A 21,545-nucleotide genomic window follows, 5' to 3' on the forward strand; every position below is an offset into this window, starting at 1 on the left:
GGGGGAGTGCGGAATGAGTCTCGTAAAAGTACTGCTTGTAGATGATCACGATATGGTGAGGATGGGCCTCAAAACCTATCTGATGCTGGACCCGATGTTTGAAGTAATCGGAGAAGCAGCCAATGGTCATGAAGCGCTGGCGATGCTGCGCGAGCTGGGACAGGAGTCGCTGCCGGACTTGGTGCTGATGGACCTGATGATGCCGGTAATGAACGGGGCTGAGACCACCCGGGCGGTCCTGGCTGAATTCCCCGGGCTCAAGATTGTCATCCTTACCAGCTTCCTGGAGGATGATCTGGTGGTCGATGCGATTGAAGCCGGAGCTGTCAGCTACGTGCTTAAGACCGTCTCGGCAGAAGAGCTGATCTATGCGCTGCAAGGCGCGTATCGCGGCATGCCCGTGATGACGGGGGATGTGTCGCAGGCACTGACCCGCGGTATCCGCCAGCGCACGGTCCAGGGCGACTCCTCCGGCTTGACTGAACGGGAGAAGGAAGTGCTGCTGCTGATCGCCGAGGGCAAGACGAATAAGGATATCGGCGAGGAGCTGCATATCAGCATCAAGACTGTGAAGACCCATGTCAGCAACCTGCTGATGAAATGCGAGCTGGATGACCGCACCCAGCTGGCGATCTATGCCCACCGCAAGGGCTGGGCACAGGGATAGCAGCTCCAAAACATGAAAACATTAGTTCAATTTATATAGTGAACCGATAAGGAGGCTATCCGAATAGCAAACGCCAATCTGTTGAAAGAAATTAACCTGAATAATGTGCGTCAGGTGATGAAGCGTATGGAGACGGCTACAAAACCCCAGCTAGCTGCACTGACCAAGCTAAGCGTAGTAACTGTGAACTCGTTAGTTAAGGAACTGTCCGGGTTAGGGGAGTTGTTTGAAGACTTGGTAGTGCCTTCCAACGGGGGCAGACCCGCACAGACCTATCGCTATAATTACGATTTTAGCCTCGCGCTGGTGATGTACGTGACAGAAAAAGCGGGAAAGGTCCTGGTTTCCGCCGCAGTAATCAATTTGAAGGACGATATTATGATGAAGGATGAGCATATCATCCCGGTTTTCGAAAGAGATTTTTTCTATACAATCATAGTACAGGCACTAAGCCAGTATCCTTCCATCAAGGTGATTGGCTTAGGTATTCCGGGACAAGCGGTAAATGGTGAAATTAAGGTCAGCAGTCTCCGGGAACTGACAGGCTCACGGTTAATTGAAGAGATAGAGACCCGGTTTGGGCTGCCTGTTCTGGTGGAGAATGATGTGAATGCAGCGATCAGCGGATATTGTATGAAGCATAGTGAAGGCGAAGAGCAATATTTACTGGGTCTCTACTTTCCGAACGGTTACCCGCCGGGTATGGGGATCTACTTGAACGGCAGTATTCTAAAAGGAAATCAGGGGATGTCAGGAGAGGTAAAGTTTCTTCCCGATATGCCAGAGTGGAGCGTGGAGATGACCCTGGATACATTCATAGCTGCAACCTGCAGGATATTGCAGACGGTGAATGCTGTTCTGGCCCCGGATAGAATTGTCATCTATCAGGACAGAGTGGAAGAGGAAGTCTGGGGAGCGGCCTGGACAGCCTATCAGCTTCAGCATCCCATGCCTGTTTATCCAGAGGTCGTCTTACAGTATACCTTCCAGGAAGATTTCGAGCACGGTCTGCGCAGGCTGACCCTGAAGGAGTTAGAGCCGGAACCCGCCTAGACCGGGCTTCTTAAGAACCCTTGTTAACTACAGGGGTTTTTTGTTGTTTTCTGGATAAGTAAAACAGCTCCTTGACAAAAAATCAGAGAGAGAACATACTTAATATATATACTTTATAAAGTTTATTTATTAAGTGATTTTAGGAGGAGAATCTTTGTCTACCTATTTTTTGATTATTATTTATCTGGCTTTTATCAGTCTGGGACTTCCCGATTCCTTACTTGGCGCTGCGTGGCCCGTGATCTGGCCGGAGATGGGTTCATCGCTGGGATCAGCGGGAATCATCTCGATGATTATTGCCGGAGGGACCATCGTGTCCAGTCTGTTCAGCAATACAATCGTGAAGCGCCTGGGGACAGGACGAATTACCTTTATCAGCTGCCTCTTAACCGCTGCTTCATTGTTCGGATTCTCCGTGTCGCCATCTGTGTTGTGGTTCATCGTAATGGCCGTTCCGCTAGGACTTGGGGCAGGAGCCGTGGACGCGGCGCTGAATCATTATGTGGCTGAACATTACAAGGCTCATCATATGAGCTGGCTGCACTGCTTTTGGGGCGTAGGCGCGACTCTGGGACCCATGATTATGTCAGTCAATCTCGTACATGCCCAGTCCTGGAGAGGAGGATATGCGGTAGTTGCCGGCATACAGTTCGGATTCGCGATGATTCTATTAGTAACGCTTCCGCTATGGAAAAGAGTTGCTGCCACGCGTGAGCCTCAGCTTCCCGCAGCGCTTAGCGGCAATTTTCCAGATGAGTCAGCAGTGAACCTTAAGCCGCAGGAGAGTACTATCCGCTTAAGGGGTGTTAAGCCTACGCTGTTAACGTTCTTGTTGTACTGTGGGATAGAAGCGATGGTTGGACTGTGGGGCGCCAGTTATCTGGTGGGTGCAAGGGGGGTTGCGCCAGATACGGCAGCGGCTTGGATCTCCGTATACTATGCGGGCATAACAGTTGGCAGGCTGATCACCGGCTTCATCACGTTAAAGGTCCATAACCGCCTCCTTATCCGTTACGGTCAATTGGTGACCCTTATAGGTGGAGCTATTCTTGTAATCCCGCTCGATCCGGCCCTCTCACTTTCAGGCCTGATATTGATTGGTCTGGGCCTCGCACCGATTTATCCGGGTCTCCTGCATGAGACGCCGACCCGGTTCGGCAAGGAAAATGCAGCCCGCTTAATCGGATATCAGATGGCGGTAGCCTATACGGGGACAACGTTAATTCCGCCGTTGTTCGGGCTTTTATCCGTGCGCACCAGCATTGCCGTGTTCCCCTTTGCTGTGCTTGCGCTCCTGATCTTCATGTTCTGCAGTGCAGAGCGGGTGAACCGGCTGCTGGGCCGGGCTACTTTGGGGAGGGAATAAACGGATGGCTTATATTCTTATGTGTGCAATCATCTGGCTGGCAGCCTACTTTCATATGGCAGCATTCCAAGAACCAATGGAAGTGAAGCCTATCCGTACTGTAGAAGATCTGTTTGATTAATCAACTATTTATCATCGTCCGGGTATCTTTTATCTCCGCTTAAATTGTTTTTAATGTGACCTTAAGGTTTACAGTACAAAATAAGGACATCAAAACAAATAACACTTTGCCTGACACGGCAAGGCGCGGGAGGAAAGTAAACATGGACGATAACAAAAACAACTACAATCGTGAGAACAACTACAATCGTGATCATGAACCGGGACCGGATCGTGAATGGGACAATAATCATAATGATACTGATAACAGCACTAATTCATCCGCAGAAGGCGGCTCCTACTACTACTCTTACGGACCTTTCAAATCGATGAACAACGATGAGATGAATGGTAATGACCCGCAGCATTATAACCGCCGCGAACCGGAGCGGGTAGAGGTTACTCCGCCGCAGCCGGTGAAGTCCTTACCGTATAACACATCGCTCCGTACCACCGGGTATGACGGAAATGGCGGACGAGGCGGCAATCCTCCGGAGGGAGGCAACGGCTGGCAGTACAACCGTAAGCCGAAGAAGCCGGTGAAGGCAGTACTGGTATCTTTTCTCGCCGGAATGGTGGTCTTATCAGGCTCCATGTTCATGGCAGACCGCGGGAACTGGTTCACCGGAGGCCAGGAGGCAACCACGGTTGTAACGAATCCGGCAGGCAAGACGGCAGGCGGCAACGCCAATATTACACCTTCCACTTCCGCAGCGGCGCTGGTCACCGGCTCAGGAGATGTATCCGGCGTAGTTGAAGGCGTAGGGCCGGCAGTCGTCAAGATCGAGACGCTGGTGAAATCGAATAACTCGCGGAACAGAAGCAGCAGCCCGAATATGAGCGATCCGTTCTCACAGTTCTTCTTCGGTGATCAATTCGGCGGAGGAGGTTCCGGCTCGAATAATTCGGAATCCCAGTCAGGCTCGAATAATTCTTCTCCGCAGCTTACACCTTACGGTATTGGAACAGGCTTCATCTATGATTCGAACGGTTATATACTGACCAACCAGCACGTGGTAGATGGTGCCGATGTCATCCAGGTTACCGTAGACGGTACCTCCAAGCCTTACGAAGCGAAGCTGCTGGGTTCCAGCAAGGATCTTGATCTCGCCGTACTGAAGATTGAAGGCTCGGACTTCCCGTCTGTGGCGCTTGGTGATTCCGACAGCATCAAGGTAGGCTCTGAGGTCGTGGCGATCGGTAACCCGCAGGGCTTCGACCATACAGTGACAACCGGAGTGCTCAGTGCCAGAGGCCGCAGTATTGATATTGCCGAAGAAGACGGCAGTGGTACAAAAACCTACAAAAATCTTCTGCAAACCGACGCCTCGATCAACCCGGGGAACTCCGGCGGACCGCTGCTCAACATGAATGGCCAGGTCATCGGTATGAACGTTGCAGTAAGCAGAGACGCTCAGGGTATCGGCTTTGCGATTCCGGTAAATACCATCAAAGGCGTAGTAGATAAGCTTGAAGCCAACCAGGAAATTCCTAAAGAACCGGTACCTTTCATTGGTGCTACTCTGATGACGATTACTGATGAAGTTGCCAAGCAAATGGGGACAACGATTAAAGAAGGCTCAGTAGTGGCTGAAATTGTCTTCAAATCTCCTGCTTATACAGCGGATCTGCGTCCTTACGATATCATTACAGGAATTGACGGAAAGAGCTACGCTACCAGCCAGGATCTGATCACTTACATCCAGACGCTTAAGGTAGGCGATAAGGCGACTCTGAATGTCGTGCGTGACGGCAAGAAGCTGGATCTGCCGGTAACAATCGGCAACAAAAATGATTTCGAGACTGCGCAGACTCAGAAGCAATAAGCACATCATGCGGTTAGCGCTGAGCGGAAGGGGTAACCCTTCCGCTCTGTGCTGTTCGTGTACGGATGCGGAGAGACGGGTGCATCTGCTACAATAGAGATATATGAATGAGACAATGGGGGCTGCCGGATGCGACCGAATATACTGATAATTGATGATGATGAGAAAATAACCTCCATGCTCCGACGCGGGCTGGCTTTTGAAGGCTATGATGTCAAGACCGCGTCCAACGGGGCAGACGGGCTGCGTGCCGTTCTGAACAGTGATCCTGATGTGGTCATTCTGGACGTTATGATGCCCCAGGTGGACGGGTTCGAGGTGTGCCGCCGTCTGCGGGAGGGCGGGAGCAGCGTTCCTGTGCTGATGCTGACCGCCAAGGATGAAATCGAGCACCGGGTGAAGGGGCTGGACCTTGGGGCAGATGACTATCTGGTGAAGCCTTTTGCACTGGAGGAGCTGCTGGCCAGAGTCCGGGCGCTGCTCCGGCGCAAAAGCGAGCAGGGCGGAAGCCCGGATCAGGCGGTCACCTATGAGGATATAACGCTAGATGTGGATTCCCGGGAAGTGACCCGCGCCGGCCGGCGCCTGGAGCTGACGGCGAAGGAATTCGAGCTGCTGCATCTGTTCATGCAGAATCCGAAGCGGGTGCTCTCCCGCGATCTCATTATGGATAAGATCTGGGGCTATGATTACAGCGGGGAATCGAATGTCCTGGAGGTATATATTGCAATGCTGCGCCAGAAGACAGAGGAGCATGGCGGCAAGCGGCTGATTCAGACGATCCGGGGAGCCGGTTACATCCTAAGAGGTGACTAATATGTCCATACGACTACGGCTCACTGCCTGGTATTCAGGGATTCTTGCCGTTATGCTGCTGGTCTTGTCGGCCGTAATTTACGGCTTTGTCTATATTAATACGTATGGCGATTTGAAAAGCCGGCTCCAGAATCTGTCGCTTCAGGTAGAGCTGAAGGCGGGCCTGACTCAGGACGGAACCCTTCAGCCGATGCTTGGGGGACCGGCGGGTCAGAGTCTGTTTGCCCAAATGTACATCTACGATCTGGACCGGCTGATTTCAAGCCAGAATATGACCGAAATCAAACTGAAATTCCAGGTTCCCTCTAAGGAGGCCCTGCACAGCCAGGAGGGATTTCTGCACGCCAGCTATGGCGGCAACCCCTTCCTGATTTATCAGCGGGCGGTTGATGTAACGCTCAACAACAGTCTGCCTGCGTCTGCTGTCCTTCAGGTTGCCGTATATACGGGGGAGCAGGTCACCCTGCTGAACCGGCTGAAGAATATTCTGCTGGCCGGCTCCTTTGCTACCCTACTCGCCGCTTTCACCTTCGGCCTCTTCCTGGCCCGCAAGGCGATGAGTCCGATTGGCAAGGTCATTGAAGCTGCGAACGGGATACAGACGGGAACGGACCTCAGCTCGCGGATCGTATATGACGGTCCGCAGGATGAGATCGGGCGGCTGATCGAGACGGTGAACAGTATGCTTGGGCGGATGGAGGGCTTTTATACGGGGCTTGAGGAGGCTTATGCAACACAGCGCCGCTTCGTCTCGGATGCTTCGCATGAGCTGCGGACACCGCTTACAACCATCCGCGGGAATATCGATCTGCTGCAAAAGGTCTGGGAGATGAAGCCGGATGACAGCCGGATGTCCGAGGCGGATGTCCGCCAGCTCTCGATTGAATCGGTGAAGGATATCGCTGATGAAGCGGCACGAATGAGCCGTTTGGTAGCGGATATGCTCTCCCTGGCCCGTGCGGATACCGGCCGGACCTTCGAGATCGAGCCGGTGGCGCTGGAGCCGATGATGACTGAGGTGGCCCGCCGGGCGTCGTTCCTGACGCGTGAAGCGGAGTGGTCTGTGGGTGAGATGGGCCATCTGAACGGTAAGTATATCCTGGGCAACAAAGATTATCTGCAGCAGATGATGTTTATTTTCATTGATAATGCTTTCAAATACACCCCGGCCGGTGAGGTTACGCTGGATGCATTGCTGTATCAGAATCAGGTGGGAATCCGCATTGCCGATACGGGAATCGGGATGGACAAAGATGAGGTGCCGCATATCTTCGACCGCTTCTACCGCGCAGATGAATCCAGAGGAATCACGGAAGGCATCGGGCTTGGACTGTCCATTGCCAAATGGATTATCGAGGAGCATGGAGGCTCTGTTGAGGTGGTTACCCGTCAGGGGGAAGGGACTACCTTTGTGATCTGGCTGCCGCTTCTCTTTGCCCCGCCGCTGGAATAGGGTATAATTGAGTAGCTCCTATTACAGCAGTCATTGACAGCAGAAAGCGGTGAATTCATGGAAGTCATCAAAATCTCTCCCCGGGGGTATTGCTATGGCGTCGTCGATGCTATGGTGATGGCACGGCAGGCTGCGCAGAATCTTGATTTGCCCCGGCCGATTTATATACTGGGCATGATTGTACACAACAGCCATGTCACGAACTCCTTCGAGGATGACGGAATCATTACGCTGGACGGGCATAACCGTCTGGATATTCTAGATAAAGTAGATAAGGGAACAGTCATCTTCACAGCGCACGGCGTATCGCCCGAGGTCCGCAAGATGGCGCGCGCCAAAGGGCTGACTACGGTTGATGCCACCTGCCCGGATGTGACCAAGACGCATGACCTCATCAAGGAAAAGGTAGACGAAGGCTGTGAGATTATCTATATCGGCAAGAAGGGCCACCCGGAGCCCGAAGGTGCGGTGGGAATTGCGCCGGAGCATGTCCATCTGATCGAGAAGGAAGAGGAAATTGCCGGCCTCTCTATCCCTTCCTCGCGGATTGTTATCACGAACCAGACCACAATGAGCCAGTGGGATATCAAGCATATTATGCGCAAGCTGCTGGAGACTTTCCCTGGCGCTGAGGTCCATAATGAGATCTGCATGGCTACGCAGGTACGGCAGGAAGCTGTCGCTGAGCAGGCGGGCCAGTGCGAGCTGGTTATTGTGGTCGGTGACCCGCGCAGCAATAACTCAAACCGTTTGGCGCAGGTATCAGAGGAGATCGCCGGAGTTCCGGCTCACCGGATTGCTGACGTCTCCGAGCTGAATACGGAGTGGCTGAAGGGAATTACCAAGGTAGGCGTGACCTCCGGCGCTTCAACGCCGACACCGATCACCAAGGAAGTTATTAATTATCTGGAGCAGTATGACGAAGCGAAGCCGGAGACCTGGGAGATCAAGCGCACAGTCAATATGGCGAAGCTTCTGCCGCCAGTGAAGAATAAGACAGCGAGCACCAGCTGACAGCTCTGAACAGCAATAACACCCTAACCATGTACTCATAGCGATTAACCGGCAGTGCGGCCTGAGAGGGTTGTGCTGCTTTTTTTTGTGAAAAAAGAAGGTCGCCGTTCTGCCACATAGAATTCACGCGGAGCCAGGGGAATAATGGTTGACTGAGAGGGGAATATGCGCTAAAATTACTTTAGTGCTTAAAAGCGTATACGCGTCGTAGCGGAAAAGTAATTTTGAAGATCGGCAGTCGGCCGCTCTATTCAACAACACTAATACGGGTCCAAAAGGGGAGCTATCATATGATCGTTATTACATCCAACCAAACACCTCAGGAACAGGTGAATGAGATTATTGCCGTGATTGAGAAGGAAGGCTTGCAGGTCCACCTCTCTGTAGGGGCTGACCATACCGTAATCGGACTGGTCGGGGGCGTCACTCCGAAGCTTGCTGAGCATCTGCGCCAGATGAAGGGCGTGGAGAATGTGGTGAAGATTACTAAATCCTACAAGCTGGCAAGCCGCGACTTCCATCCGGAGGATACGGTTATCGATATCCGCGGAGTGAAGATCGGCGGGGAGAACCTGGTTATTATGGGGGGGCCGTGTGCCGTAGAATCTCCGGAGCAAATCGATGAGATTGCCCGGCTGGTCAAGGCTTCCGGCGGCCAGGTGCTGCGCGGGGGAGCCTTCAAGCCGCGTACCGGACCTTACAGCTTCCAGGGGGTTGGCGTGGAAGGGCTGACGATGATGGCGGAAGCCGGCAAACGTCACGGCCTGCTGACCATTACTGAGGTCATGACGCCGGAATATGTGGACATCTGTGCCGAGCATGCGGATATTCTGCAGGTAGGCACACGCAACATGCAGAACTTTGACCTGCTGCGCAAGCTGGGCACCTGCGGCCGTCCTGTGCTGCTGAAGCGCGGGTTCAGTGCGACCTATGATGAGCTGCTGAATGCGGCGGAGTACATTCTTGCCGGCGGCAACCGGGATGTCATGCTCTGCGAGCGCGGCATCCGTACCTTCGAGACGTACACGCGCAACACGCTGGATTTGTCGGCCATCCCGGTATTGCAGAACCTCAGCCACCTGCCGGTCATCTCTGACCCGAGCCACGGCACAGGACGCCGTGAGCTGGTAGCCCCTATGGCCAAAGCCTCGGTTGCTGCCGGCGCCAACGGTCTGATTATCGAGATGCATACCGACCCTGATAACTCCATGACTGGTGACGGCGTGCAGTCCCTGTTCCCTGAGCAGTTCGACAGCCTGCTGCGGGATTTGGAGAAGCTGGCACCGCTGGTGGGCCGCAAGTTCTCTCCGTCGCTGGAGGCTGCACCTGTAGTATAATTTTCAACATGTAAATGACTATTGAACAGCTCTCTTCTCCCGCTTCAGGCTGGAGGATGAGAGCTGTTTGTGCTGCATAGGGGACAAAGGTGACATGGAATCCGGATGAAATTGGTATTTTCACCAAAGCGTCAGAATATCTTACATTGTCGCAAGAAATACCTGACATAAGCATTGACGATGTTAGGTATGCGATTTATAATGACGACAGCAAAAAAATAAAAACAAGAACATTTGATACGATGAGCGGCCTAATGTTCGGAATCTGGGGAGGAATTAAGCATGTCGGTTGAAAAAGTATTGCAGACGATCAAGGAAAACAATATCGAGTGGGTGGATTTCCGGTTTGTAGATTTGGGTGGACGTGCTCACCACATCTCTTTGCCAGCATCCGCAGTTGAAGAAGAAACCTTTGTAAATGGAGTAGCATTCGATGGTTCTTCCATTACAGGCTTCCGGGGGATTGAAGAGTCGGATATGGTAATGATGCCTGATCCAAGCACCACTTACATTGACCCGTTCACTGCTCACCCTACGCTGAACATTATGTGCGACATCTTCACACCTGATGGCGAACGTTATGAGCGCGACCCGCGCGGTATCGCAGTGAAGGCTGAAGAATTCCTGCAGTCCAGCGGAGTAGGTACAGCGGCATTCTTCGCACCTGAATCCGAATTCTTCATCTTCGACGATGTACGTTACGAGAGCGGAATGAATACTTCCTCCTTCTACGTAGATTCCGAGGAAGCAGCTTGGAACACTGGCCGCAAGGAAGAAGGCGGCAACATGGCGTTCAAGGTTGGCGTGAAGGGCGGATACGTGCCTGTAGCTCCAGTGGATTCCCAGCAGGATATCCGCAGTGAAATGTGCCGTTTGCTGGGTGAAGCCGGCCTCGAAATCGAGCGTCATCACCATGAAGTAGCAACAGCAGGCCAGGCGGAAATCAACTTCCGTTTCGACACCCTGAAGAAAACAGCTGATAATCTCCTCACTTACAAATACATTGTGCAGAACACTGCACGCCAATACGGCAAGGTAGCAACCTTCATGCCAAAACCGCTGTTCGGCGATAACGGTAGCGGAATGCACGTTCACCAATCGATTTTCAACGGCGATGCTCCATTGTTCTACGAAAAAGGCGCCTATGCCAACCTGAGTGAAATGGCATTGCACTACATCGGCGGTATCCTGTATCATGCTCCTGCATTGATCGCGCTGACGAACCCAAGCACCAACTCATTCAAACGTCTGGTTCCTGGCTATGAAGCACCGGTCAACCTGGTCTACTCCAAGGGTAACCGTTCCGCGGCTGTCCGTATCCCGGTTGCTGCTGTGACACCTAAGGGCTGTCGTATCGAATTCCGTACACCGGACTCCACTGCTAACCCTTACCTGGCCTTCTCCGCTATGCTGATGGCTGGTCTGGATGGAATCAAGAAGAAGATCAACCCTGAAGAAATGGGCTACGGTCCGCTGGACAAGAACATCTACGAATTGTCTGACGCAGACAAAGAGAAGATCCGCAGCGTTCCGGGTTCCCTGGACGAAGCGCTGGATGCACTGGAGGCTGACTTCGAATTCCTGACTGAGGGCGGCGTATTCACCAAGGACTTCATCGATAACTATATCGCCCTGAAGCGTTCCGAAGCTCAAGCTGTTGCCATCCGCGTTCATCCGCATGAATACTCCCTGTACTTCGACGTATAAGATAAGATAGACTATTGTAATATAGCAGGATAGAAAGGCCCCTGGAATCATTGATTCCGGGGGCTTTTTGCGGTACGCCCAACATGGGCATCATCTCTAGGGTGAAAGTCCCGAGCGGGGGCTGGCAAGCGCCTACCGTTAGCCAAGGGCAAGGGTGTCTACCGTGAGGTGGGATCTGAAGGAAGCCGGAGGCAAAAGCACGGCCTGAGGTACACGAATCCAATTAGAGGCGGCTGCAGCCGGATGAGTCACCCGCACATGACAAAATCCAAAGCTGCCAAGTGCTGTAGCCGTAGACTTGGGCAGGCGCGGGCGGAAAGATGATGTTCTTATCTGGGGAGGCCTGCCGGATATGCAAGAAAAAAACTTGTAACCGTAGCCGAGAGGCTGCGCTGAACCGGCAGGAGTCAGCAGAGGCCATAGTACATAAGCTGTTGCAACAGTTTACGGAAGGGCTGAACCGAAAGAAGAGAGGAAACCGATGCGTTCGCATGAAGAGCAACGACAGCAGAATATCTCGCAAGAGAGCTTGCGGCAAAGAGAAGCGGTGAAGCCGTCAGGGTATGCTGGAGCGCCGAGTTCTTCATCGGCACAAGTCGGCCCTTCCTCTCGCAAAGCAGAGAGGCACCTGCTGGAGCGAATGCTCGAAGGAGATAACCTTCGGCTCGCATACAAACGAGTGGTCCAGAACGGAGGAGCACCCGGTGTGGACAATGTAACGGTAGCGAATCTACAGGCTTATTTGAAAACACATTGGGAACCGGTGAAAGCCGAACTTCTTGCGAGTACCTATAAACCGGCACCCGTCAAACGGGTGGAAACCCCCAAACCCGGAGGCGGCGTACGGCTGCTAGGCATCCCGACGGTAATGGACCGCTTTCTCCAGCAGGCTCTTCTACAAGTCATGAATCCGGTCTTTGACGCAGGATTCTCGTGGTACAACTACGGATTTCGGCCGGGAAAGAGCGCCCATGACGCCGTGAAACAAGCACAAAGATATATCCAAAGTGGTTTGAGATGGGTCGTAGACCTCGATCTCGAGAAATTCTTTGACCGGGTAAATCACGATATGCTCATGGCGAGGGTTGCGCGGAAAGTAGCAGACAAGAAAGTACTAACACGGATTCGTGCGTATCTTAGCGCCGGAGTGATAGTAAATGGAAAGCTGGAGCATAGCGGGGAAGGAACGCCACAAGGCGGTCCGCTCAGTCCGCTTCTGGCAAACATTCTATTGGATGATCTGGATAAGGAATTGACCGGACGCGGACTGCGGTTTGTACGCTACGCGGACGACTGTAATATCTTTGTGGCGAGTAAACGTGCGGGCCAACGGGTCATGGAATCGGTCAGCCGATTTGTAGAAGGAAAGCTAAAACTGAAAGTGAACCGGGAGAAAAGTGCGGTAGCCAGACCCTGGCACCGGAAGTTCCTAGGATTCAGTTTCCTGAGCCAGAAACAGGCGAGTATACGAATAGCACCGAAGAGTCTCAAGGCATGCAAAGAGCGAATTCGAGAGCTAACGAACCGGACCTGGTCCATCTCAATGGAAGAACGAATACGCCGATTGAATCAATATCTGATGGGCTGGCTTGGCTATTTCTATCTGGCGTCGGCAAAGAAACACCTCCAAACATTGGACCAATGGATTCGGAGAAGGCTGCGAATGTGCCTGTGGAAACAATGGAAGCGAGTGCGCACACGAATCCGCGAACTTCGGGCACTTGGGGTACCCGAGTGGGTCTGTTTCACAATGGCAAACTCACGGCGAGGCGCATGGGAAATGTCCCGGAACACGAATAATGCCCTTCCGACTTGCTACTGGGAAGCGAAAGGGCTGAAAAGTTTGCTTTCACGTTATCTGGAACGTTGTTAACCTTTTGGAACCGCCGTATGCGGACCCGCATGTACGGTGGTGTGAGAGGACGGGGGCTTGCCGTCCCCTCCTACTCGATCGGCACTTCGTGCTGGAGGGTGAGGTGGAAGGGGGGAGTATAGGGAAAAGGTGAAAAGGTAAAAGGTGAAGGGGATAAATCCCTCTGATTTTAGTGGGGAGTTGGCTAGAAGGTGTGATAAAGGGGATAAATGGACTCCTGTCAAGAAAGTAGACAAAACCTACAACGTTTTTCGCTTAAATGTGGCTGCAAACTGAACCGGAGAAACGTACCCCAGTGCCCCATGGATTCGTTTACGGTTGTAGAAAAATTCAATGTACTGGAAAATGGCATCATACGCCTGTTGCTTCGTTTTAAATCGATTCCAGTACACCAACTCTTTTTTTAAGAGGCTGTGAAAAGATTCGATACAGGCGTTATCATAACAGTTTCCTTTGCGGCTCATGCTTGCGGTCATCTGGTACGTCTTTAGGCGTTCCCGGTAGTCTGCAGAGGCGTACTGGGAGCCTCGATCCGAATGGTGAATCAAGCCCTTTCCGGGGCGTTTGGCCTGGTAGGCAGCGTCCAGAGCGCCCTGTACGAGGTCAGTGGTCATCCGGTCGCTAAGCCGCCAGCCGACAATCTCCCGGGTACACAGGTCCAGCACGCTCGCCAAGTACATTCGTCCTTCCCGGCAGGGAATGTAGGTGATATCCGCTACCCACGTCTGGTTCGGCTTTTCCGTGTGAAATTGCTGGTTTAACAAGTTGGGGGCAATGGGTAGCGGATGGTTGGAGTCGGTGGTGCATACGCGAAATCTCTTTGCGACACAAGAGCGCAGCCCCAGTTCTTTCATGTACTTGCCTACCGTGCGTTCACTGACCTGGTGCCCTTCACGCACTAGGAGAACCTTGATTTTGGGGCTGCCATAGCGACCCTTAGAGTCGTGAAAATGATAGGCAATCCGCTTTAGCAACAAGGCTTTACGAGTGGCTTGAGGGCTGGGCTTCGCTGTTCTCCATTTGTAATACCCGCTCCGGGACACCTGAAAGACACTGCACATCTTCTCCACGCGGAACTCGGAGCGATGATCTTCAATAAACCGAAATCTCAGTTCTTTGGATTGCTGAAGATGTGCACGGCTTTTTTTAGGATGGCCATCTCCTCTGTCAGGTCTGCGAGTTCTTGCTCCCGCTCCTTCAGTTGACGTTCCAGCTCTCTGTATTTGTCTGGAGTAATGATGGGCTCATTCTCAAACTGCCGGTACTGACCTAGCCATTTATGCAACGTTTTGGCGGGGACATCCAGCTCCAGGGCCAATTCCGCCACCGTTTTCGTCTGCTCCTGGATGTACTTTACGGCCTGTCTTTTGTATTCTTCATTGTAGCTTCTCCGTGTTCCACTCATGCGGACACCTCCTCGTTAAACTCATTATCTCTATTCTCTTAATGGGTGTCCACGGTTAACACTAACAGCAAAATCCCTCAGATTCAGCGAAAAGTTGGCACGGAGGTAAAATGAAAGGGATAAATCCCTCAGATTCAGCGAAAAGTTGGCTCGGAGGTAAAATGAGAGGGATAAATCCCTCAGATTCAGCGAAAAGTTGGCTCGGAGGTAAAATGAGAGGGATAAATCCCTCAGATTCAGCGAAAAGTTGGCTCGGAAGTAAAATGAGAGGGATAAATCCCTCTGTTGGTGCTGCTGCTGATTAAACTGATTGACAGTAATGATGAAGAGCATTAGTGCACTTGAATTCTGCGAATGTGGGCAAATGGGCTAAATGAAGAGCATTAGTGCACCTGAATTCGGCGAATGTGTGCTAATTGAGTGAATGTGGAAGCTCCTCCGCACTTGTCGCGACTAGCTTAATATTGTGTTTTCGTAAATTTTCGTAACTAAAATAGTATTATTGTAATATAATTACAATTATATATGGTGATTTGAGCTTTGAAGTATTAATTTTGCACATCAATCTCTGCTCATAAGTCATAAATAACGCTTTACAAAGGGAAATAACGGTGTGATAATGAAACCGAAACCGATTTCGGTAAGCGGATTCGGATCACTTTTTATCAGCATTATTCAGCATTATCAGTATCAGTATCAGTATCAGTATCAGTATCAGTATCAGTATCAGTATCGGTATCGGTATCGGTATCAGTATCAGCACCAGAATCAACAATCTCAACGTAAACAAGAAGAGATCTGCTGTTAGGGAACAGGGAGGATGAATGTAGTGAAGGATCAATCAAAAGTATCAAGAACAGGCTGGAGCTTCACCGGGAATAACGGGGATTTTCGGCTGGAGCAGCCGGACCGGAGCAGCTTTTTATATTTTCCGCTAGTGAATGAAGGGGGCATGATGTCCTCGGTCAGTCCTAAGCTGCATGGCCAGGCGACTTCGGGCCATAACACCTTTCTGACGCCGCCCATCTCGGTGGAGGATCTGCATAATTCCCGCGCCTCGCGCAATTTCTGGGTATACCTCGAAGGCAAGGGCGCCTGGTCGGCTGCGGGCAATTCTGCACGGCAGAATGCGGCGTTCTATGGCGAAGCAGCAGATGAATCCTTGCTGGAGGCAGGACTTCTGTGGCATCGGGTGACGCGGGAGAGTAAGGAGCTGGGACTGAGAGCGGAGATCACAAGCTTCGTACCCTGCGGCAACGACAAGGTTGAACTGATGAAGGTGGTACTTACGAATAGCGGTACAGAGTTGCTTACGTTGACACCTACTGCGGCTATTCCGTTATATGCGCGTTCTGCGGATGATCTGCGCGATCACCGGCATGTCACCTCACTGCTGAACCGGGTCTATACTTCGGCTTATGGTGTTGAGGTGCAGCCTGCCCTGTCCTTCGACGAACGCGGACACCGGGTGAATCATACTTCGTACGGGGTATTCGGGGCTGGTGAGGGCGGAGCGCTGCCAACCGGATTATTCCCGGTGCAGGAGGAATTCATCGGCGAGGGCGGAAGCCTGGACTGGCCGGAAGCGGTTGTGAACAATCTGGCACCGCCGGTTGGGGAAGATGGCGGAGTGTCATGGGAAGGCTATGAGGCACTGGGGGGACTGCGGTTCGCCGCCATCACTCTGGAGCCGGGTCAGAGCCAGTCTTATGTCGTAGTCATGGCGATTGACAATAAAAGAATTGATGTGCAGGCGCTGATGGCCAAATATGGCTCGGCTGCGGCTTTTGACGCGTTGCTTGAAGAGAATAAGCGCTTCTGGGCGGAGAAAGTTAATACGGTTGAATTCCATACCGGAGATCATGCCGCTGACGAATGGATGAAATGGGTGACGCTCCAGCCGGTGCTGCGCAGACTGTACGGCAACTCGTTCCTCCCTTACCACGATTATGGCAGAGGGGGACGCGGCTGGCGCGATCTCTGGCAGGATTGCCTGGCTCTATTGATTATGGAGCCTGCGGATGTGCGCAGCCTGCTGCTGAATAACTATGCCGGAGTCCGGATTGACGGCAGCAATGCGACGATCATCGGGCAGCAGCCGGGCGAATTCATTGCTGACCGCAACAATATTCCCCGGGTCTGGATGGACCATGGGGCATGGCCGTTCCTGACTACCATGCTGTATCTGGATCAGAGCGGGGATCTGGACTTCCTGCTACTGGAGCAGACGTATTTCCGCGATACCTTCATGAACCGGTGTAAGGACCGCGATGCCTCCTGGGCGCCGGGGGCAGGAAGCAGTCTGTGTACAACTGCGGGCGAAGAATATACAGGTACGATTCTGGAGCATATCCTGCTGCAGAATCTGGTTCCTTTCTTCAATGTGGGTGAGCATAACAACATCCTGCTGGAAGGTGCGGACTGGAACGATGGCCTTGATATGGCTGCACAGCGGGGCGAAAGTGTTACTTTCACAGCCTTCTATGCCAGTAACCTGCTCGATCTGTCCAAGCTGCTGATTACTCTGAAGGAACGGACGGGCGGAGATACGCTGGAGCTGGCCGAAGAGATGGTGCTGCTGCTTGACTCACTGGGCCAAGCTGTTGATTATGAATCGGTGACGGCCAAGCAAGAGCTGCTCAGCCGCTTCTATGCTGCCGCACCGAATAAGGTGAGCGGGGTAAGAGCCGTGCTGAAGCTTGAAGAGGTTGCAGCAGATCTTGCCCGTAAAGCGGAATGGATCTTCGATCATCTGCGCCGCAATGAATGGGTAGAGAGCGGACACGGCGACGGCTGGTTCAACGGCTATTATAATAATGACGGCGAACGCGTAGAAGGGGAATGGGCTGAGAGCACACGGATGACGCTTACCGGACAGGTCTTCCCGCTCCTCGGCCACGCGGCTGCTCCAGAGCAGATTCCTGCGATCATCTCTGCGGTAGAGCGCAATCTGTACGATGAGAAAATCGGCTACCGTCTGAACAGCAACTTCGGCGGCATTCAGCAGAATCTGGGCCGGGCGTTCGGCTTCGCCTTCGGACACAAGGAGAACGGGGCGATGTTCAGCCACATGACGGTTATGTACGGGAATGCGCTGTATAAGCGCGGATACGTCAAAGAAGGCCGCAAGGTGCTGGATTCACTGTATAACCTGAGTGCGAATTTCGAGGTGAGCCGGATGTATCCGGGAATTCCGGAGTATATCAACGAGCAGGGCAGAGGAATGTACACGTATCTGACTGGGTCGGCAAGCTGGCTGCTCCTGACGATGGTGACTGAAGTATTTGGCGTCAAAGGCAAGCTCGGCGACCTGCTGCTGCAGCCGAAGCTGGTGAAGGAACAGTTTGACGGCGATAAGAGCGCCTCGATCAAGACTATTTTTGCCGGACGTGAGCTGAAAGTCGTCTATACGGCTTCTGGAAGCACGGAGTACGGAGAGTATCAAATACACGCAGTCCGCTTGAACGGGGCTGAGGTAACGCTTCAGCGCGTCTCAGAAGGCGCTGTGATCACACGCAGCCTGCTGACAGGCCTGCCTGAAGGAGAAATTCATCTGCTGGAGGTAGAACTGGCCTAAGCCGGAGCTGCTGAACTTAATCGCCTGCTTTGCCGGTCCGCGCAGAGCAGGCTTTTCAACATCCGAATATATCGTATAGAATGGACCTGGAAATGCTATGATAGGATGTGCTGCGTCCAACCAGGACAGAAAGGAAAGAGATCAATGACACATATATTATCCAATGGAGTACTGACCGTAGAGATTGCTGATGTGGGAGCCTATGGCGGCACCCGTTTTGACTGGACAGGATTTATTACAAGCGTGAAGCTGGAGCAGGGCGGGCATACCTTTTGCGTTCCGGAAAGTCTGGTGTCCGGGCAGGGTACGGGAGGGATAGGCCTTTGTAATGAGTTTGGCATTTCCCGGGCAATTGGCTATGAAGATGCTGCTCCTGGGGAATGGTTCCCCAAATTCGGTATCGGGCTGCTGCAGAAGCAGAGCGACGAGCCTTATTCCTTCATAGGGGAGTATCCGCTACAGCCGTTCCCGGTCACTGAAGAGTGGAGCGGAGACTCGGTTACATACACTGTGCAGCCGCTGGAATGCCGGGGCTACAGCATGCGGCTGGTCAAGACGCTGAAGCTGGAGGGGAACCGGCTGGACATATTATATAAGGTGGAGAATACAGGGAGCGAAGCGTTGCGGATTGAAGAGTATATTCATAATTTTGTCGGTATTGATGGGGCACTCGTAGGGACGGATTATGAGCTTCGGCTGCCGGGAACGCCTAAGATCGTAGCCCCGGAATCTGCATATACGGAGAATTTGCTCAACATAGACGGGAATAGCCTGACCTGGGCGGGGGAAACGGACCGCCAATTCTATTGCAGACTTGAAGGCTGGGAGCAGGCGGAGGAGGATTATTACTGGGAGCTGACCCATAAACCTTCAGGAGCCTGCATCAGAGAGAGCGGAGATTTTGCTGCTGAGCGGATTGCGCTATGGGGAGACAAGCATGTAATTTCACCCGAGGTTTTTGCTGACATCACTATTTTACCGCGTCACAGCAAGGGGTGGAGCCGCAGCTACCTGTTTTCGGCCTCCTGAATGCAGTCTAGCTTACCTCTTATGTGAATAATTATACTTGCTGGTGTTTATCGTTATCTGCTATCATAGCGATATCCATATTCATAGGAGAGAAAGGGTGGGAGTTATTTTGAGCAAGAGAGCATACAATTTTAATGCCGGTCCGGCAGCATTGCCGCTGGCAGTATTGGAACGTGCGCAGGCGGAGTTCGTTGAATTCCGGGAGAGCGGAATGTCCATTATGGAAATGTCGCACCGTGGGGCGATATACGAATCCGTGCATAATGAAGCTCAGGAACGCCTGCTTTCGCTCCTCGGCAATCCGCAAGGCTACAAGGTATTGTTCATCCAGGGCGGAGCAAGCACACAGTTCGCCATGGTTCCGATGAACCTTATCGGTGAAGGCCAGGTCGGCAGCTATGTCATGACAGGAAGCTGGGCGGACAAAGCCCTGAAGGAAGCCAAGCTGACTGGCGGCGGCCATGTAGCCGCATCCTCGGCAGACAAGAAATTCCTGGCTATTCCCGAGCTTAGCAGTATCAAGGCTGCGGATAATGCAGCTTACCTGCATATCACCTCGAATGAGACGATTGAAGGCACGCAGTATGCACAGTATCCTGATGCCGGTAACATTCCGCTGGTTGCCGATATGTCCAGTGATATTCTGAGCCGCGACTTCGATGTGAACCAATTCGGCCTGATCTATGCCGGTGCGCAGAAGAATCTCGGACCGTCGGGCGTCACCGTAGTGATAGCCAAGGAAGAGCTGATTTCCAGTTCTCCGGCGAATATTCCGACGATTCTGCGGTATGATACTCATTACAAGAATAACTCTCTCTACAATACGCCGCCATCCTTCTCTGTATATATGGTTAACGAAGTGTTAAAATGGATTGAGGAACAGGGCGGGCTTGCTGGCACTGAAGCCAAGAACCGTGACAAAGCAGGTCTCCTGTATGATTATATCGACGGCAGCGGCGGCTTCTACCGCGGAGTTGCGGAAGAAGGCAGCCGTTCCATCATGAATGTAACATTCCGGATGCAATCGGAGGAGCTGGAGAAGCAGTTCATTAAAGCTTCCGAAGCCGAAGGCTTTGTCGGCCTCAAGGGACACCGCAGCGTAGGCGGCTTACGGGCTTCGATCTACAACGCCGTCCCGCATGAGAGCGTGAAGGCACTGGTGGATTTCATGAAGCATTTCCAGCAAACCCAAGGGTAATCTAAGAACGTTCCCGACCTTCCGCCTTGCAGCGGAAGGTTTATATGTTTTGGGGTCCCCGCAAAGTACCTGAGTCATCACCCTACGCTAAAGCCCCACTTTGTGGGGTTATTTTGCCCATAGCCAGGATCACCTGAGCCCGGCCTGTACCTGCAAGCAGCAAGAATACATCACAGGGACAAGGAAGGCAATGCGGGTATCTACTCCGCCGCAATTCTTAAGACCCTACAGAGAGGAAGCATCCGACTTATGGCATTACACATTGTGCTGGTGGAACCGGAAATTCCGGCGAATACCGGCAATATCGCCCGTACCTGTGCGGCGACAGGAACCCATCTCCACCTCGTACACCCGCTGGGCTTTCGCACAGATGATGCTACGCTGAAGCGTGCCGGACTCGATTATTGGCATGCGGTGAATATTGAATATCATAATTCCTTCAGTGAAGTATTGGAGAAGTATCAGGAAGGGCGGTTCTTCTACGCAACCACCAAGGCCAAGAAGCGCTATAGTGATTTCGCCTTCCGGGATGGAGACTTCTTCGTGTTCGGGAAAGAAACCAAGGGCTTGCCGGCAGAGATCCTGGAGGCTGGTCAGGAAACGGCGATGCGGATGCCGATGAGTGAGGCGGTCAGATCGCTTAATTTGTCCAATTCAGCAGCGATTGTGGTCTATGAAGCGCTCCGGCAACTGGATTTCCCACAACTTTTCTAAAAGTTGACATCATTTTTTATTTTTTTCAGCAGGATTCGACATTTTAGTAACGAAATAGTTGATTAGTGCCGAAGAAAGTAATAGGGTACGTGAACTTGGAAGTCAGAATGGCACTACTAATCATAAGTTGAACAGGAGAGTGTAAGTTAGATATGAAACCTGCTGGCGTTGTACGTAAAGTAGATCAGCTGGGTAGAATTGTTCTGCCTAAGTCTCTGCGTAAAAGGTATCAAATGAATGAAGGTGATCCTGTAGAAATTCTCGTTCAGGGCGACCACATTATTCTGGAGCGTTACCGTCCGAAGTGTGTCTTCTGCGGATCTATGGAAGGCGTAAGCGAATATAAAGACCGTTACATTTGTGCAAGCTGCCTTACCGAGATGACCCAACTGCCAAAACACGCGTAAGCGT

The 21,545-nt window shown here is 52.3% G+C and carries 18 protein-coding genes; 16 read left to right on the forward strand and 2 right to left on the reverse strand.

Annotated elements, in window-relative coordinates:
* The first annotated feature begins 13 nt into the window (after positions 1–13).
* From MKX63_RS21430 to ltrA, 11 genes are all read left to right on the forward strand, one after another.
* The gene (locus MKX63_RS21430; protein ID WP_341019905.1) at positions 14–667 is read left to right on the forward strand and encodes a response regulator transcription factor; all 654 of its coding nucleotides are present in this window, start codon (positions 14–16) and stop codon (positions 665–667) included.
* Between the two features lie 57 nt (positions 668–724).
* Positions 725–1,720, forward strand: a complete 996-nt coding sequence (locus MKX63_RS21435) for an ROK family protein (RefSeq protein ID WP_341023179.1) — start codon at positions 725–727, stop codon at positions 1,718–1,720.
* A 154-nt stretch (positions 1,721–1,874) separates the two neighbouring features.
* The gene (locus MKX63_RS21440) at positions 1,875–3,086 is read left to right on the forward strand and encodes an MFS transporter (protein WP_341019906.1); all 1,212 of its coding nucleotides are present in this window, start codon (positions 1,875–1,877) and stop codon (positions 3,084–3,086) included.
* Between the two features lie 263 nt (positions 3,087–3,349).
* A complete protein-coding gene (locus MKX63_RS21445; RefSeq protein ID WP_341019908.1) occupies positions 3,350–5,011 on the forward strand; it encodes a S1C family serine protease in 1,662 nt (553 codons plus the stop codon).
* A 129-nt stretch (positions 5,012–5,140) separates the two neighbouring features.
* Positions 5,141–5,827 (forward strand): response regulator transcription factor, encoded by a 687-nt coding sequence (locus MKX63_RS21450; protein WP_036722376.1) that lies wholly within the window; start codon positions 5,141–5,143, stop codon positions 5,825–5,827.
* Position 5,828: 1 nt separating this feature from the next.
* On the forward strand, positions 5,829–7,280 hold the full coding sequence (locus MKX63_RS21455; protein WP_341019910.1) for a sensor histidine kinase: 1,452 nt from the start codon (positions 5,829–5,831) through the stop codon (positions 7,278–7,280).
* A gap of 57 nt (positions 7,281–7,337) precedes the next feature.
* Positions 7,338–8,294, forward strand: coding sequence for a 4-hydroxy-3-methylbut-2-enyl diphosphate reductase (locus tag MKX63_RS21460; RefSeq protein ID WP_341023180.1), 957 nt, complete (start codon positions 7,338–7,340; stop codon positions 8,292–8,294).
* A gap of 290 nt (positions 8,295–8,584) precedes the next feature.
* Positions 8,585–9,631: a 3-deoxy-7-phosphoheptulonate synthase gene (gene aroF, locus MKX63_RS21465; RefSeq protein WP_209872939.1), complete on the forward strand. Its 1,047-nt coding sequence runs from the start codon at positions 8,585–8,587 to the stop codon at positions 9,629–9,631.
* Positions 9,632–9,720: 89 nt separating this feature from the next.
* Positions 9,721–9,924, forward strand: a complete 204-nt coding sequence (locus MKX63_RS21470) for a hypothetical protein (RefSeq protein WP_036697762.1) — start codon at positions 9,721–9,723, stop codon at positions 9,922–9,924.
* Positions 9,914–11,338: a type I glutamate--ammonia ligase gene (gene glnA, locus MKX63_RS21475; RefSeq protein WP_036697759.1), complete on the forward strand. Its 1,425-nt coding sequence runs from the start codon at positions 9,914–9,916 to the stop codon at positions 11,336–11,338. Before MKX63_RS21470 ends, glnA begins: the two co-directional genes overlap by 11 nt.
* A gap of 481 nt (positions 11,339–11,819) precedes the next feature.
* Positions 11,820–13,211 carry a group II intron reverse transcriptase/maturase gene (ltrA, locus tag MKX63_RS21480; protein WP_341019914.1) on the forward strand — a complete coding sequence of 464 codons (1,392 nt, stop codon included), beginning with the start codon at positions 11,820–11,822 and terminating at the stop codon, positions 13,209–13,211.
* Positions 13,212–13,450: 239 nt separating this feature from the next.
* On the opposite strand, the gene MKX63_RS21485 is transcribed toward ltrA, so the two are convergent.
* Both MKX63_RS21485 and MKX63_RS21490 read right to left on the reverse strand, forming a co-directional pair.
* Positions 13,451–14,434 carry an IS3 family transposase gene (locus MKX63_RS21485; protein ID WP_341018601.1) on the reverse strand — a complete coding sequence of 328 codons (984 nt, stop codon included), beginning with the start codon at positions 14,432–14,434 and terminating at the stop codon, positions 13,451–13,453.
* Complete coding sequence (locus MKX63_RS21490; RefSeq protein WP_341016938.1) at positions 14,320–14,616, reverse strand: transposase; 297 nt, start codon at positions 14,614–14,616, stop codon at positions 14,320–14,322. Before MKX63_RS21490 ends, MKX63_RS21485 begins: the two co-directional genes overlap by 115 nt.
* A gap of 829 nt (positions 14,617–15,445) precedes the next feature.
* On the opposite strand from MKX63_RS21490, the gene MKX63_RS21495 reads away from it, so the two are divergent.
* From MKX63_RS21495 to MKX63_RS21515, 5 genes are all read left to right on the forward strand, one after another.
* Positions 15,446–18,193, forward strand: coding sequence for a GH36-type glycosyl hydrolase domain-containing protein (locus tag MKX63_RS21495; protein WP_341019916.1), 2,748 nt, complete (start codon positions 15,446–15,448; stop codon positions 18,191–18,193).
* 144 nt (positions 18,194–18,337) lie between these two features.
* Positions 18,338–19,222, forward strand: a complete 885-nt coding sequence (locus MKX63_RS21500) for a hypothetical protein (RefSeq protein WP_341019918.1) — start codon at positions 18,338–18,340, stop codon at positions 19,220–19,222.
* Positions 19,223–19,328: 106 nt separating this feature from the next.
* Positions 19,329–20,420, forward strand: coding sequence for a 3-phosphoserine/phosphohydroxythreonine transaminase (gene serC / locus MKX63_RS21505; protein WP_341023182.1), 1,092 nt, complete (start codon positions 19,329–19,331; stop codon positions 20,418–20,420).
* A 249-nt stretch (positions 20,421–20,669) separates the two neighbouring features.
* On the forward strand, positions 20,670–21,134 hold the full coding sequence (gene trmL, locus MKX63_RS21510) for a tRNA (uridine(34)/cytosine(34)/5-carboxymethylaminomethyluridine(34)-2'-O)-methyltransferase TrmL (protein ID WP_036697752.1): 465 nt from the start codon (positions 20,670–20,672) through the stop codon (positions 21,132–21,134).
* A 152-nt stretch (positions 21,135–21,286) separates the two neighbouring features.
* A complete protein-coding gene (locus MKX63_RS21515; RefSeq protein WP_341019920.1) occupies positions 21,287–21,541 on the forward strand; it encodes an AbrB/MazE/SpoVT family DNA-binding domain-containing protein in 255 nt (84 codons plus the stop codon).
* The last annotated feature ends 4 nt before the right edge of the window (positions 21,542–21,545 follow it).

The organism is Paenibacillus sp. FSL R7-0179 (assembly GCF_038002265.1).
GTDB lineage: Bacteria > Bacillota > Bacilli > Paenibacillales > Paenibacillaceae > Paenibacillus_AQ.